This window comes from Halomonas sp. LMYGS-3, from assembly GCF_059509875.1.
Genome location: NZ_JCAKFQ010000007.1, coordinates 105967 through 119706, shown reverse-complemented (window position 1 = coordinate 119706; position 13740 = coordinate 105967). Strand labels below are relative to the sequence as shown.

At 68.7% G+C, this 13740-nt stretch carries 13 protein-coding genes; all 13 read right to left on the bottom strand.

The window, feature by feature from the left end; translation table 11 throughout:
* Positions 1-4: 4 nt before the first annotated feature.
* From AC5W54_RS08955 to AC5W54_RS08895, 13 genes are read right to left on the bottom strand one after another with little or no spacing between them, the layout of a single operon-like run.
* Positions 5-1264 carry a beta-ketoacyl-ACP synthase gene (locus AC5W54_RS08955; RefSeq protein ID WP_495961730.1) on the bottom strand — a complete coding sequence of 420 codons (1260 nt, stop codon included), beginning with the start codon at positions 1262-1264 and terminating at the stop codon, positions 5-7.
* On the bottom strand, positions 1264-1989 hold the full coding sequence (gene fabG, locus AC5W54_RS08950) for a 3-oxoacyl-ACP reductase FabG (protein ID WP_495961729.1): 726 nt from the start codon (positions 1987-1989) through the stop codon (positions 1264-1266). Before fabG ends, AC5W54_RS08955 begins: the two co-directional genes overlap by 1 nt.
* Positions 1986-2474: a hotdog family protein gene (locus AC5W54_RS08945; protein ID WP_495961728.1), complete on the bottom strand. Its 489-nt coding sequence runs from the start codon at positions 2472-2474 to the stop codon at positions 1986-1988. Before AC5W54_RS08945 ends, fabG begins: the two co-directional genes overlap by 4 nt.
* The gene (locus AC5W54_RS08940; protein ID WP_495961727.1) at positions 2471-3661 is read right to left on the bottom strand and encodes a beta-ketoacyl-[acyl-carrier-protein] synthase family protein; all 1191 of its coding nucleotides are present in this window, start codon (positions 3659-3661) and stop codon (positions 2471-2473) included. The genes AC5W54_RS08945 and AC5W54_RS08940 overlap by 4 nt, the downstream gene beginning before the upstream one ends.
* A complete protein-coding gene (locus AC5W54_RS08935; RefSeq protein WP_495961726.1) occupies positions 3646-4215 on the bottom strand; it encodes a DUF3261 domain-containing protein in 570 nt (189 codons plus the stop codon). Before AC5W54_RS08935 ends, AC5W54_RS08940 begins: the two co-directional genes overlap by 16 nt.
* Positions 4212-5504: an NAD(P)/FAD-dependent oxidoreductase gene (locus tag AC5W54_RS08930; protein ID WP_495961725.1), complete on the bottom strand. Its 1293-nt coding sequence runs from the start codon at positions 5502-5504 to the stop codon at positions 4212-4214. Before AC5W54_RS08930 ends, AC5W54_RS08935 begins: the two co-directional genes overlap by 4 nt.
* A 13-nt stretch (positions 5505-5517) precedes the next feature.
* Entirely contained in the window at positions 5518-7824 is a 2307-nt protein-coding gene (locus tag AC5W54_RS08925) for an MMPL family transporter (RefSeq protein WP_495961724.1), read from the bottom strand.
* Positions 7821-8378, bottom strand: coding sequence for a LolA-related protein (locus tag AC5W54_RS08920; protein WP_495961723.1), 558 nt, complete (start codon positions 8376-8378; stop codon positions 7821-7823). The genes AC5W54_RS08925 and AC5W54_RS08920 overlap by 4 nt, the downstream gene beginning before the upstream one ends.
* The gene (locus AC5W54_RS08915; protein ID WP_495961722.1) at positions 8378-8818 is read right to left on the bottom strand and encodes an acyl-CoA thioesterase; all 441 of its coding nucleotides are present in this window, start codon (positions 8816-8818) and stop codon (positions 8378-8380) included. Before AC5W54_RS08915 ends, AC5W54_RS08920 begins: the two co-directional genes overlap by 1 nt.
* Positions 8808-10379, bottom strand: a complete 1572-nt coding sequence (locus AC5W54_RS08910; protein ID WP_495961721.1) for an HAL/PAL/TAL family ammonia-lyase — start codon at positions 10377-10379, stop codon at positions 8808-8810. The genes AC5W54_RS08915 and AC5W54_RS08910 overlap by 11 nt, the downstream gene beginning before the upstream one ends.
* Positions 10363-11304: a lysophospholipid acyltransferase family protein gene (locus AC5W54_RS08905; RefSeq protein WP_495961720.1), complete on the bottom strand. Its 942-nt coding sequence runs from the start codon at positions 11302-11304 to the stop codon at positions 10363-10365. The genes AC5W54_RS08910 and AC5W54_RS08905 overlap by 17 nt, the downstream gene beginning before the upstream one ends.
* Positions 11301-12059 carry a glycosyltransferase family 2 protein gene (locus AC5W54_RS08900; RefSeq protein WP_495961719.1) on the bottom strand — a complete coding sequence of 253 codons (759 nt, stop codon included), beginning with the start codon at positions 12057-12059 and terminating at the stop codon, positions 11301-11303. Before AC5W54_RS08900 ends, AC5W54_RS08905 begins: the two co-directional genes overlap by 4 nt.
* Positions 12052-13701, bottom strand: a complete 1650-nt coding sequence (locus AC5W54_RS08895; protein ID WP_495961718.1) for an ApeI family dehydratase — start codon at positions 13699-13701, stop codon at positions 12052-12054. Before AC5W54_RS08895 ends, AC5W54_RS08900 begins: the two co-directional genes overlap by 8 nt.
* Between the last annotated feature and the right edge of the window lie 39 nt (positions 13702-13740).

Here is a 13740-nt window from a genome sequence, read left to right as displayed (position 1 = left end):
GGCATCAAGGCCAGCGGCGGAAGATCAACGAGGTGTTGATCCCCCCGAAGGCGAAGTTGTTGCTCATCACGTATTCGCAATCGATAGACCGCATCTCGTCGCGGAGATAGTCGAGGTCGGCGCAGGCGGGGTCGGGGCGGTGAAGATTGGCGGTGGCATGGAATCGCCCCTCACGCATCATCTCGATGGCCACCCAGGCTTCCAGGGCGCCGCACGCGCCCAGGGTGTGCCCGGTGAAGCTCTTGAAGGCGCTGATCGGCATGCGCTTGCCGAATACCGCATGGGTCGCATGGCTCTCGGCAATATCGCCGCGATCGGTGGCCGTGCCATGGGCACTGACATAGCCGATCTGCTGTGGAGCCAGTCCGGCGTCGGCCAGCGCCAGGTGGATCGCCTGTTCCATCATGCCGGCATCGGGCTGGGTGACATGGCGACCGTCGCTGTTGGTGCCGAACCCGACCAGCTCTGCATGGATGGTCGCCCCACGGGCCTGGGCATGCTCGAGTTCCTCGAGGATCAGCGTGCCCGCCCCTTCACCGATCACCAGTCCATCGCGTTCGACATCGAAGGGCCGCGGTGACGTGTGCGGGGCATCGTTGCGGGTACTGGTGGCGAACAGGGTATCGAAGACCGCGGCTTCGGAGGCCGACAGTTCTTCGCAGCCGCCGGCGATCATCGCCTTCTGGCGACCGAAGCGTATGGCTTCGAAGGCGTAGCCGATCCCCTGGCTACCCGAGGTGCAGGCGCTCGAGGTGGTATGGATGCGCCCGCGTATGCCGAAGAAGACCCCGATGTTGACCGGCGCCGTGTGGGCCATCATGCGGATATAGGAATTGGCGTTCAGCCCGTCGGTGGACTTGTTGATCAGCATGTTGCCGAAATCGGCCACGGCATCGGGTTCCCCCGCCGAGGCGCCATAGGCGATGCCCAGGTCTCCGCTGGAGAGCAGTGGCGAGCCGAGCAGGCCGGCATCCTCGAGCGCCAGCTCGCTGGCGCGGGTGGCCATCTGTGCTCCCCGCCCCATGCTGCGCAACACACGCCGGTGATAGTGCGAGGGCAGGTCGAAATCGACGACGGGGGCGCCGAGACGGGTATTGAGGCCATCGTAGACGGACCACTCATCGACATGGCGGACGCCGTTCTCCAGACGCTCGAGCCGCGAACGAATGCTGGGCCAGTCGTTGCCGATGGGAGAGAAACCCGCCATGCCGGTGACCACCACCCGTCGGCCGAGGCCGTCGCTACGAAGCCCCTTGCTCGACATCAGCACATCCCTCCGTTGACGGCAATGACCTGGCGGGTGATGTAGCCGGCATCGCCCGAGCACAGGAAACTCACGGTGGCAGCGACTTCCTCGCCGCTGCCGGTACGACGCATGGGAATCATCCGGAGGGCTTCCTCGGTGACCAGGTCATCGGTCATGTCGGTGTCGATCAGGCCCGGGGCCACGCAGTTGACGGTGATTCGGCGCTTGGCCAGCTCCACCGCCAGGGCCTTGACCGCCCCGATCAGGCCGGCCTTGGCGGCGCTGTAGTTGACCTGTCCCCGGTTGCCCATCAACCCCGACACCGAGGACATCACCACGATGCGACCCGGTGCACGGCGACGGACCATCGGCATGACCAGGGGTTTCACCACGTTGTAGAAGCCGTCCAGGTTCGTGTGAATGACGCTGTCCCAGTCTTCGTCGGACAGCGCCGGGAAGGCGCCGTCGGCGGTGATGCCCGCATTGCAGACCACGCCGTAATAGGCCCCATGTGCCTCGATGTCGGCCTCGATGGCCTGGCGGGCCGCCTGGCGGTCGGCCACGTCGAAACAGAGTACCCGGGCCGAACGACCCATGGCGGTGATCTGCTCGGCAACGGCATCGGCGGCCTCGCGTCGGTGCCGACAGTGCAGGACGATGTCGAAGCCGTCACGGGCCAGGCGCAGGGCGATGGCGCGACCGATGCCGCGGCTCGAGCCGGTGATCAGAATGCTGGCGGTCATGGGCTCTCCCCTCGTTGGATGGCTTCCAGCGCTTCCAGTGACTCGGGCTGGAAGACATTGAGCGTGGTGGTGGCGAGTGATTCCCCGTGGCTTCCTCGCAGCTCGCCGCGAAAGGCGCCGAGGCCGTTGTCGGCACGAAAGTCGAGAGCGACGCCGACCCGTACCGGCCGATCGAACGCGAACCATGGGGTCTGGCATCGGTAGCGACGCGTGCCGAGCAAGAAACCGATACGCGGCTCGTCGCCCTGGCGCACGGCCTGCACCCCGGCCCAGGCCGCGACGGCCTGGGCGAGCCACTCGAGACCGACCCAAGCGGGGACTCCCCGGGCAGCGGCGAACAGGCCGTCTCGGCGCGGGGTGACCTCGGCGAGCAGGTGCTCATCGCCGACCTCGAGCAACGTATCGAGCAGACACATGCCGTGGCGGTGTGGCACGAAGGGCGCGATAGCGCAGGGCAGCGAGGGGGGCATCGGGGTATCGGTCATGAGCGGCGCTCCATCAGCAAGGCGACGTTGTTGCCCCCGAAGGCGAACGAGTTGCTCAGGGTGTGGGTGGCATCGCATGGCGTGGCGGTGGCGTAGGTCAGCGTTGGCAGTTCGGGATCGACCTGGCCATCGTGAACCTGCGGGGGCAGGCGGCCGGCATCCAGGGTCAGCCAGCAGAAAGCCGCTTCCAGGGCCCCGCAGGCCCCCAGGGTATGGCCGGTAAGGGCCTTGGTCGAGCTGCACGGCAGGCGGTCGCCGAAGACCCGCGAGACGGCCAGCGCCTCCATGCTGTCGTTCTGGCGGGTCGCGGTACCGTGCAGGTTGAGATAATCGATGGCGCTGGACGGGCATCGGGCCATGTCCAGGGCGGCCTGCATGGCGTCTGCGGCTCCCTGGCCATCCGGCCGCGGCGCGGAGATATGGTAGGCGTCGCTGGTTTCGCCATAACCGGCGAGCTGGATGCCGCCGGGCTCGCTGGTGACAAGAAAGAGGGCGGCGGCTTCGCCCAGATTGATACCCGAGCGATTGACCGAGAATGGCTGGCAAGGCGAGTCGCTCAAGGCTTCGAGCGAGGCGAAGCCGTTGACGGTCAGGCCGCAGAGGCTGTCGGCACCACCACTGATGACCGCATCACAGGCGCCTGTCGCCAGCAACCGCTTGGCACTGATCAGGGCACGGGCGCTCGACGTGCAGGCAGTGGACAGCGTATAGACAGGCCCCTCGAGCCCCAGTCGGTCGGCCACGAATCGTGCCGGCGAGCCGATTTCGTGACGCTGGTAGTGAAACGATTCGGGCCAGCTCCCGCTCTGCTGGCGGGCACTCAGCGCGACTTCGGTCTCGCCGATTCCCGAGGTGCTGGTACCCAGGACGACCCCGATGCGCGCGCGGGGCCGACGCTCGCGAAAGGCGTCGAGCGTCGGCAACAGCCGCTCCACTGCCGCCGCCAGCAGCTGGTTGTTGCGCGAGCGATGCTCGGCTGGCCAGGCTCGGGTGGCGGGCAGCGTCGCGGTCACGCGGCCCAATGGCAACGGGCGCCCGGGGGTGAAGGTGTCGGCTCGCACCAGGGCGCGCTGACCGCGGAACAGGGCATCGGCGATGGTGGCCAGGTCGTCTCCCAACGGGCAGACCAGGGCCGGTGGGGAAAGTCGACAGGGCTGTGTCTGCAAGGGTGTCAGTCGGTCGGGCATGCAGCTTCGGTCCGGTTGGAGTCATCGCCAAGGGTGGCGACACGCAGGCGATAGCCGCCCTCGATGTCGTCGATGATGCGGCAGTCGCTGCTGCCCATGATGCGGGCCATCGTTCGGCCGCGATACTCGACGATGCGCCCATCGGCAGCATCCCGGAGTGTCCAGCCGCTGTCGCCGAAGGCCTGCTCCAGCGCTGGTGCAGGCCACAGGCTCCAGGCCAGGCGGCTGGCGAGCCACTCGGCCGTGAACGGTGGCTCGAACCGGGCGCCAGGCAGGAAGCGAGGTCCCCGGGCATCATGCACCAGGGTCAGCAGCCGTTGACCCTGGGGGCTGAGCAGGGCCAGTTGCAATCCGCTTTCATCGTGGCGCAACACGCCGAGCAGCTCGTGCCGTTCGTCCTGATGGATGAAGGTCAGTCGCTGGGTCCGGGCATCGGCCGCGGGCAGTGTCGACAGCTCCGGCAAGGGTGCATGGACAGCTCGCGTGGCACAACCGGTCGACAGTACCAGCCAGCCAGCCAGGAGCGAGTGGATGACGAGGCGCGCTAAGGTCATGGGTGGCGCTCGGCGGAAGTGGCGACGTTGTAAGGCTCGACGGTACAGGCCTCGGCAAGGCTGTCGAGTCGACGGCGACTGGCGGCCACGAAGGGGTTGGCCGTGTCCCAGGCATAGCCGGCGAGTATCGAACTGATCATCGAGCGGATGCGTGGCGTCTGCCGTTCATTGAAGATGATGCGGGGAAGACGTCCATCGTACCAGGCATCGACGAACTCGCGGAAGGTGGCGATGCCGCGCCGCAGTGGCTGCTCGAACTCCGTGTCCCAGGCGACACCTTCGCCGCCGAGCTGGCGTTCGACCAGCGGGGCCGCGCGTAATGCCGAGTCCAGGGCAATGGTGACCCCCGAGGAGAATACCGGATCGAGAAACTCGCCCGCATTTCCCAGCAGTGCGAAGCCAGGGCCGTGTAGGCGTTCGACGTCGGCGGAATACCCTTCCAGGCGTCCGGTATCGCGAACGGCCTCGGCCTTGGCAAGGAGTTCGGCGAGCCGCGGTTCGGCATGGATGAAATGCCAGAGACGCTCGGAATCGCTGGTGCCGACGGCTTCGAGGGTGGCCCGGTTTCCGACCACACCGACCGAGGCACGCCCCTCGCGGAAGGGGATGAGCCAGTACCAGATGTCCGAGTGGTCGGGGTGGATGCCGATCAGGATCTTCTCGCGGTCATGTCGCGAGCAGTCGATGCGGTCCTCGACATGGGTGAACAGGGCGCAGCGCGACTCCAGGCTGGAGGGCCGGGCGAGCCCGGTGAGCCTGGCCAGGACGCGGCCATAGCCGCTGGCATCGAGCACGAACCGGGCCTCGAGGGTGCTGCGTTCGCCCCGGGCGTCGGTGATCGTCAATCGAGGTCGTTCGGCATCGGGGACGAAGGCCTCGACGGTGCTGCCGAATTCCACCTCGGCGCCGGCGCGTCGTGCCCCTTCGATCAGGCGCTGGTCGAACTCGGCACGCTCGACCTGCCAGGTGGTGCCGGGGCCGGGAGTGAACTTGTCGCGGAAGTCGATGGTCGTGTCCCGCCCGCGCCAGGTAAAGGCGGCACCGTTCTTGACCTGGAAATTGCCGCCCCGGGCGGCCTCGAGCAGCCCGCAAGCCTCGAGGTGCACCATGCATTGGGGCAGCAGGCTCTCGCCGATGGAAAAGCGTGGAAAACGGCTGCGCTCGATGACCCTGACGGCCAGGCCACGTCGCGCGAGCCAGGCCGCTGCCGCGGCGCCGGAGGGTCCGGCGCCGATGATGGCGACGTCCGTGACGGTCTGCCCTTGCGGCACTGCATGCCGTGCTTCCATGAGATCGGTTCTCCTATCGGCCATCGCGGATGGCAGGTGTCGATGGGGTGTCCCTCGTATCGGCCCGGGCAAAGGGCACCAGCGCCCAGGTCGCCGCGAGGCCCACCAGGCAGGTCATGCCCAGGTAGTGCAAGGCCGGCGTGGCGCTGAATGCCAGCAGGCCGAATGCCAGCAGGCTCGAGGCGCATGACAGGCTGATCGCCAGCCACGCCGCGGGGCTTTCCGGGTGTTCGGTGCTGAAGATGCCGGCATCGAGCCCGATCCCCAGCACCAGCAGCAACCCCAGCAGGTGGAACAGGGTCAGGCCGACCCCCAGGGCAGCGAACAGCGCCAGGGTCGCCACCACGGCGCCCAGCGGCGGCAGCAGCACACGCCAGGTGCGGCTTCGGTAGCGCCAGCCGAAGAGCAACGTCAGTCCCGCCACCGCGGCGATCAGCCACAGGGCGATGGTGTCGCGCAAGTCGGCCAGGTGGGTGGAGAGCGCGGCTATCCGGTCGTGATAGTGGACATGCGGCACGCTGGCGAGCCGGGCCAGTTGTCGCTGGGCGACGGCATCGGCATCGCCCAGCACGACCAACGATGCCGACCGAAGCTCGCCGTCCACCGCGACCCGGCCCAGCCACAGCATGCTATCGGCACGCCCCAGTGGCATCTTTAGCCACTCGTCGATTGCCAGTAGTGGTGCCGCATCCAGGAACTCCTCGGCTGAGTCCTGCAGATGCATGGGGAGGCCGGCGCGTTCGATCATTGGCGGCAGCGCGTGGGCATAGGCCTGGCGTACCCGCGCCAGGTTGGCCTGCTGGGTGGCCGGCGAGGGCACGGCACGGCCGAGATGGCGATAGCCGGTCAGATGGCCCTTCCCGTGCAGCTCCGCCAGCGGTGCCTCGAGGGCTTCAAGCCGCTCCAGCAACTCGTCCTCGTGGTCGGCCGTGACAACCAGGTAACGGCTGCCGGTGGGGCGCTGCAGCAGGGCTTGTACGCGCTGCTGCTCGGCGATCAGGGAGGCGGGAGACGGGTTGAGCTGGCGCAGGTCGTCGCTGGTCGTCAGGCGCATGGCGATCACCGCCACGGCGGCCACGCCGAGCAGGGTGAGCACGCCCCAGCTCAGCGGCGCCCGCGATGGCAGACGCAGGCGGTCGAGGCGTTCGGCCAGGCTAGCCGTGACCGGGTGTGGCTGCACAGCAAAGTGGGGCAGCCACAGGCGCACGGTGAGCCAGGCGCCGAGCAGCCCCAGGGCGGCAAACGTCGCCATCTGGCGCAAGCCCGGGAGCGGTGTGGCGAGCTGGGCGAGATAGGCGGCCAGGCTCGATGCCAGACCCAGCCACAGCCCCGGCCAGATCCTCGACAAGGGGCGATCGGGGGAGAGCTGGCGGGCACACTGCAGATGCAGGGCATAGTCGACGGCGACGCCGATCAGGCTGGCGCCGAACGCGAGCGTCAACAGGTTGAGGGTGCCGAAGAGCGCCCAGGTCAGCGGTAGCGCGAACAGCACTCCGCAGGCCACCGGCAGCAGCAGGCTGAACAGCGTGACGCCGCGCCGGAACACGCACCAGAGCAGCAGCAGGATACCCAGCAGGGCGCCCAGCCCGATGGTGGAAATCTCGCGCTTGGCCTGGCTGGCGCCGGATGCGGCGTGGAAGACCAGACCCGCGCGCAGCAGCTCGGCGTCGGGGTGGGCCGTTCGGAAGCCATCCAGGGCGCCCACCAGCTGCCGTTGCAGTGTCATGTCATAGGGGCTGGCAGCCAATCGCCCCCCCACCAGGAACCAGTGGCCGCCCTCGTCGTCGACGGCGGGCAGGCCCTCGACGGGGCGGATCGGGCCGTCGAGCAGCCGGGACAGCCAGGCGTCGAGCAGCCCGAAGGGGTCACCGAGTGGATCGGCGCCCACGCCGGGGGCGAAGAGTCGTGACAGGGCCCGTTGCGTCCAGGCCTCGTCGCCAGCACTGGCCAGTGGTTCGGCCAGCAGGCGATAGCGGTAGTCCGCCAGGGCTCGATCGGCACGCTCGATGGCGCCATCGTCGAACTCCGCCACGGCATGGGAGTCGCGCAGGCGATCCCTGAGATCGGCGACCAGCCGTGCGGGATCCTCGCCCCTGACCAGCAGCACCAAGCGGTCCTCGAAGGCCTGCGTCAGGTGCCGTTCGGCCTGCTCGATCAGCGGGGTCTCCCGGACCTCCGGCAACAGGGCGGTGATGCGGGTGTCCAGGGGCGCTGCCTGGCGCAGCTGGCTGACCAGCAGCAGGGCGGCGCCCAGCAGGAGCAAGGCCCAGCACCAGGCACCGAGGCGTTCGGCCTGCTTCATCCGTGTCGGCCCGCTCACTGGGCGGCGTTTCCGTCATCGAGGCTTGCGCAGTCGACCGGTGTCAGGCTCAGCTCGAGGCGGTCGCCGTCGCGGAACGCGATAGCGAGCCGTTCGACGCGTTCCCCACCCTGTACCACCAGCTGCGAGAGGTGTTCGCCGAGGGCCGGGTCGATGGGCGTCAGGTCGGCCCGCCACTCGTCCAGCTCACCACCGAGCGCGATGGTGAAGTGATGCTCCAGGGCCTGCCAGTCTCCCGACAGCAGGCCGGTGAAGACCGGCAGGAGCACCCGGAAGCCCATCGGCAGGTCGTCGCTCTCTTCGCTCAGGTAGAGGCGATCCGCCACCGGCGCCGTGGTGGACCAGACCAGTGCGTTGTCCCGGCGTCGGAAATGGCCGCGGCTGTCGAGTCGGACCTCGAGGTCGGCCAGCCAGCGCGACTGCTCGAAGCCGGCGCACTGCGGCGCATGGTCGGCGAGGCGTTCGGCGAGCGCACCGGCTTCCGGAGACGCCCAGAGGGGCTGGCCAGTGCACAGGAGCAGGCCGAGGCTGACAGCACCGAGCATCTGGCGCATCAGAGGTTGGCCTCCTGCCAGGCGAGGAGTCGATCGACCAGGGCCGGCGGTGACGCCAGGCGCATCTCCCGGTCGTCCAGGCCCACCGCGACCTGTACGCTCCAGGCGCGGGTCAGGCGTCGCCGCGTCTCGGCATCGCGAATGGTGTAGTCGATCTTGAGGCGATGCTCCCATTCGCTCAGTCGCGCCTCGATGGCGATGCGCTGGGCGAACACCGCCGGGGCGGCATAGCGCAGGCGCAGGTCGATCACCGGCCAGGCGAATCCCGACTCGCTCATCTGCGGGTAGTTGTAGTCGATGGCATCGAGCAGCGTGCAGCGCGCGATCTCCAGGTAGCGGACGTAGTGGCCATGCCAGGCCACCTGCATCATGTCGATATCGTGAAAGGGGATCGTCAGCTCGGTCTCGGCACGCGGCAAGGGGCGATCGTCAGGCGTCATACAGGCTCCAGCGGCGTTCGCGGATCAGGTCGCAGAGGGTGCGTAGTTCGGCTTCCAGGGCGCGGTCTTCGACCAGCGGTGGAATGTGCGTGCGGCAGGCGTCGAGAAACCCGGCCAGTTGCCCGGGCAGTGGCGCGGCGCCCGCCTGGCGGCTACGCAGCTCGACACCCTGGCAGGCGGCGTGCAGGGTGGCGGCAGCGACCTGCTCGACGAGCGTCAGGATCCGCAGGGCGTCACGCGCGGCGATGGTGCCCATGCTGACCTTGTCCTGGTTGTGACACTCCGTGGAGCGCGAGAAGACGCTGGCCGGCATGGTCAGCTTGAGCGCCTCGGCGGTCCACGCCGAGGCACCGATCTGCACGGCCTTGTAGCCATGGTTGAGGGCGGCACGCGCGGGCTCGGCACCGCTCAGGTTGCTGGGCAGGCCGTGGTTGAAGCGGGTGTCGACCAGCAGCGCCAGCTGGCGGTCGAGCAGGTCGGCCAGATTGGCGCTGGCCTGCTTGAGGCCGTCCATGGCGAAGGCAACATGGCCGCCGTAGAAATGGCCCCCGTGCATGACCTTGCCCCCCTCGGCATCGATCAGCGGATTGTCATTGGCGCTGTTGAGCTCGGTCTCGAGAAACTGACGCCACCAGGGCAGGGCATCTTCCACCACGCCGATCACGTGTGGCGCGCAGCGCGTCGAGTAGCGGTCCTGCAGGCGCGGTGAATTGCGTGGTGTGCGGGGGGCGTGAAGATCGTCGCGCAGGCGTGCGGCCACGCGGTTCTGCCCGGGGTGCGGCTTGGCGGCGAACAGGTCGGCGTCGAAGTGGTAGGGGTTGCCGTCCAGCGCATAGACGGATAACGCGGTGATGCGCGTCGCGAGCCGCGCCAGGTAGGCGGTGCGAACGAAGGCGAACACCCCCAGCGCGGTCATCACGGCGGTGCCGTTCATCAGCGCCAGGCCCTCCTTGGGCTTCAGGCGATAGGGCGCAAGATTGTGCTCGGCGAAGACCTCCGCGGTGGGGCGTCGCCTGCCACGCTCGAAGACCTCGCGCTCGCCGCAGAGGGCCGCGGCGAGGTACGACAAGGGGGTCAGATCGCCGCTGGCCCCCACCGACCCTTCCTCCGGAATGACCGGGACGATGTCATGCTCGAGCAGCCACACCAGGCGTTCGAGGAGCTCGACGCTGACGCCCGAGACCCCGCGGCACAGCGATACCAGCCGTACCATGACCACGGCGCGGGACGCCTCTACCGGCAGCACATCACCCAGGCCACAGCCATGGAAGGTGTACAACTGCCGTGGCAACTGCTCGAGGTCGGCGGCGGACACCTCACGGGTGCAGGAGTCGCCGTAGCCCGTTGTGACGCCATAGACCACACCCTCTTCCTCCAGCAGACGCTCGAGGAAAGCGTTGCCGCGGGCGATACGCGCGCGGAAGTCCGATGCCGTCGACAGCATGACTCGGCGCCGGCCTTCGGCCACCGCCAGAACGTCCTCGAGGGTGACGGGTGAGCCATCCAGCGTGAGGGGAGCGGTGGTAGAGGATGTCACCAGGGGGTCATGGAGTAGGGTCATGGAGGGATCCAGTGTCGTTCAGCCAGAACGGATAGAAATTGAACCACTGCAGCGGGTGGTCGCGAACCCGCTGGGCCAGTCGGTCGGCATGGCGCTGCATGGCCTCGGCGATCCAGCGTTCGCGCTCCCGGCGCCGCAGGTCGCGGGTATCGTCGAAAGGTTCGAAGTCGATCCTGAACGCCCCGTCCTCGCGAACGCAGGCCAGGGTATACAGAGGGCAGCGCAGCAGGGCGGCCAGCCGGAACGGACCTTCGGGGAACAGGGCCGGGGCGCCGAGGAAGTCGAGGCGACGGCTGCGCTCACCGGAAAGCGGGAGCCGATCGGCGGCGATGACCACGTAGCCTCCTGCATCGAGGCGCTCGGCGAGGCACTGGGCGGTGGCCGGGGTGATCTCGTCGACCTCGAGCACATGGGGACGGGGGCGCCCCGTGACCCGTTCGAGCAGTGCGTGGAACTTGCGCGCGTTGCGGGTGTGCATCATCACCGTCAGATCGAGGCCGGGGTGGCGCTCGGCCAGTGCATTGACCACGTCGAGATTGCCGTGGTGGGCGACCAGGATCAGGCCGCCCTGCCCGGCGTCGATGGCGGCGCTGAAACGCGCGATGCCGCTGCCGACCAGGCGCTCGTCGGCGATATCGCCGCTCCAGGCGGCGACCTTGTCCATCAGGGCGTCGGCGAAGGCCAGGAAGTGGCGATAGCCGAGCCACAGCCGCTTGCAAGGGTGCCGGGAGAGTCCGGGATCGAGACGCAGCAGGTAGGCCCGGGAGGCGCGTCGAGCCGTGCCATGCAGCAGGAAGTACCACAGCATGACGGGCCACAGCAGCAGCCGAAAGGGCCAGCGGCCCAGACGCCGTTGCGTGGCCACCATCAGACGCATGCCGGCGAGGCTGCCGCGCTCTCCGATCCGCGCCCAGTGCTGGCTCATGGCCTGGCCTCCACGGGCGCTCTTCGCCAACGCCTGGCCAGCAGGCGGGGCAGGCGCAGCAGCATGCCGCAGAACAGCCGGGCATGCATGGCGCTGATCTGGCGGTTGTCGCGCCACAGCGCGAAGTGGCTCACGCCATCGCGCGGATAATGCACCCGCACCGGCAGGTTGCGCAGGGTACCGCCAGCCCAGTGCCAGCGCACCAGGATCTCGGTATCGAAGGTCATGCGATCGCCGCACGAGTGCCTGGCCAGTAACCGGTTGAGGGATTCGACCGGATAGAGCCGGACGCCGCACATCGAGTCGCGGATCTCCCCGGACAGGGTATTGATCCACACCCACACATGGGTAGCGTAGCGGCCGTACAGGCGGGCAGGAGGGACGCTGGCATCATAGCGCGGGTAGCCGACCACCAGGGCCTCGGGCGTGCCATCGAGCTCGGCCAGAAAGCCGGGCAGGTCCTCACTGGCATGTTGGCCATCGGCATCGACCTGCAGCGCATGGGTGTAGCCGAGCCGCTGGGCTTCCGCCAGCCCGACGCGTACCGCGGCACCCTTGCCGCGGTTGCTGTCCAGCCGCAGCAGGTGATGACCGTGTGCGGCGAGGCGGTCGAGTTCGGCCGCACACTCGGCGTGGCTGCCATCGTCGACCAGCACGACCGGTAGCCCCAGGGCACTCAGTTCGGCGCATACCGCGCCGATGGTGGCAGGGTGGTCGTAGACCGGCACCAGGGCACAGGGACGCGGTTCAGCCATGGGCGGCTCCGATCTCATCCCGGGATTGCAGCCGGACACGCCCGGCGCAGTGCCGACCCTCGCGGGAGTCGAAGGCGAAGGCGATGCCGTCCTCGCGCCGCATCAGCTCGAGCGTGAAGCGTATTCCGGGTTGCAGCGGGCGCTGGAACTTCAGGCGCTCGAGGCCCTGGAAGTCGCCCGGTAGGCCGAAGCTCTCGCGGGCCAGTTCGATGGCCCACTGCACCATGACCACGCCGGGCACCAGCGGGTAGTCCTCGAAATGGCCCTCGAGGTAGGCCAGGCGTTCGGGGACCTCGAGGGTAAGCGTGCAGGTATCGGCACCCGAGCGTCGCTCCCCCAGCCAGCGTGGCGCCCGCGTATCGTCGAGATCGGCGAACAGTCGCCTGATCAGGCCTCGGTCGAGCTTGCCTTGGGGATTGCTCGGCAGCGCATCGACGAAGCGCCAGTAGCGGGGAATGGCGACCTGCTCCAGGTGCCTCGCCAGGCGTGCACGCAGGCGCTGGATCAGGTCGCGCCGGGACTCGTGCCGGTGTGGAATGGCCTCGCCGTTCAGGGCGACCACGGCCCCCAGTCGCCCATCGCTGCGCTCGAGATCGACGCAGCGCGCCTCGGTGACGTCCGGGGCGTCGGCCAGGGTATGCTCGATGTGGGCCAGCGAGACGCGCTTGCCGGCGATCTTTACCAGGCGGTCTGCGCGGCCCAGCAGTGCGAAGCCGTTGGCAGCGGGAGCGACCCGGTCGGGTTGCTGCCACCAGGCGTCAGGGGTGTCGAGAAACGCCGAACGCAGCAGCAGACGCTCGCCCTCGAATGACAGTCGTACCCCGGGCAGGGGGCGCCAGGTACTGCCCCGGGTCTGGCGTCGCCGAGCGATGCCGCCGGACTCCGTGCTGCCGTAGATCTCGACCACCGGTGCGTGCAGGAGGCGCTCTGCCCGACGGGCATGCGGTGCGGTGAGGGGCGCGCCGGAGGAGAACACCCGGCATGGCGCGGAGCGCTCCGTCCATGGCAGGTGGTCGGGGAGGCGCGACAGCTGGGCCGGTGAGCTCACCACCACCGGCTTGAGCCCCGCACTGCCGGCCTCCTCGAGGCGGGCGGCAAGCACTTCGGGGTAGCGACTGGCATCGCCGCAGAACGGCGCGCCGGCACAGAGGGGGTGCAATACCCCGGCGAGCAGGCCGTAGATATGCTGGTGGCTGACCTGCGAGATCACGGCGGTGTCGGTCAGGGGCCACAGCTGGGCATGGGCGGCCAACTCCGCATCGAGCTGGTCGAAGCGCTTGGCGAGGCGTACGGGGTCGCCCGTGGAGCCGGAGGTATACAGCACCACGGCGGTGGATGACGGCGTGAGTGCGAGCGGCGGCTGGACGCCCTGATCCGCTGCCGCCGGGACATCGGGCGCGTCGGGGAGCGCACCCTCGACCTCGTTGGCCAACCTGGCCAGGGTCTCCGGGCGGTCATCGGCAGGCAATACCGCGACCCTGCCGCTCTCCCACAATGCCACCAGGGCGGCACAGAATTCACCGGGGTGGCGCTGGTAGAGCAGCCATTGTTCGCCGGGACGGCCGGCGAGCCAGCGGCGCCAGGCCTCGACACGCGCAGGCAGTGAAGCCGGAGACGTCCAGCCGGAGGGCAGAGCGGGCATGGGGGACACTGGCCGACGCCAGGGTGCCTGGCTCAGGGG

Bases quoted from the DNA above. Each gene is read 5' to 3' on its own strand.
- AC5W54_RS08955 (WP_495961730.1), bottom strand. From the start codon at position 1,264: ATGTCGAGCAAGGGGCTTCGTAGCGACGGCCTCGGCCGACGGGTGGTG.
- fabG (WP_495961729.1), bottom strand. From the start codon at position 1,989: ATGACCGCCAGCATTCTGATCACCGGCTCGAGCCGCGGCATCGGTCGC.
- AC5W54_RS08945 (WP_495961728.1), bottom strand. From the start codon at position 2,474: ATGACCGATACCCCGATGCCCCCCTCGCTGCCCTGCGCTATCGCGCCC.
- AC5W54_RS08940 (WP_495961727.1), bottom strand. From the start codon at position 3,661: ATGCCCGACCGACTGACACCCTTGCAGACACAGCCCTGTCGACTTTCC.
- AC5W54_RS08935 (WP_495961726.1), bottom strand. From the start codon at position 4,215: ATGACCTTAGCGCGCCTCGTCATCCACTCGCTCCTGGCTGGCTGGCTG.
- AC5W54_RS08930 (WP_495961725.1), bottom strand. From the start codon at position 5,504: ATGGAAGCACGGCATGCAGTGCCGCAAGGGCAGACCGTCACGGACGTC.
- AC5W54_RS08920 (WP_495961723.1), bottom strand. From the start codon at position 8,378: ATGCGCCAGATGCTCGGTGCTGTCAGCCTCGGCCTGCTCCTGTGCACT.
- AC5W54_RS08915 (WP_495961722.1), bottom strand. From the start codon at position 8,818: ATGACGCCTGACGATCGCCCCTTGCCGCGTGCCGAGACCGAGCTGACG.
- AC5W54_RS08910 (WP_495961721.1), bottom strand. From the start codon at position 10,379: ATGACCCTACTCCATGACCCCCTGGTGACATCCTCTACCACCGCTCCC.
- AC5W54_RS08905 (WP_495961720.1), bottom strand. From the start codon at position 11,304: ATGAGCCAGCACTGGGCGCGGATCGGAGAGCGCGGCAGCCTCGCCGGC.
- AC5W54_RS08900 (WP_495961719.1), bottom strand. From the start codon at position 12,059: ATGGCTGAACCGCGTCCCTGTGCCCTGGTGCCGGTCTACGACCACCCT.
- AC5W54_RS08895 (WP_495961718.1), bottom strand. From the start codon at position 13,701: ATGCCCGCTCTGCCCTCCGGCTGGACGTCTCCGGCTTCACTGCCTGCG.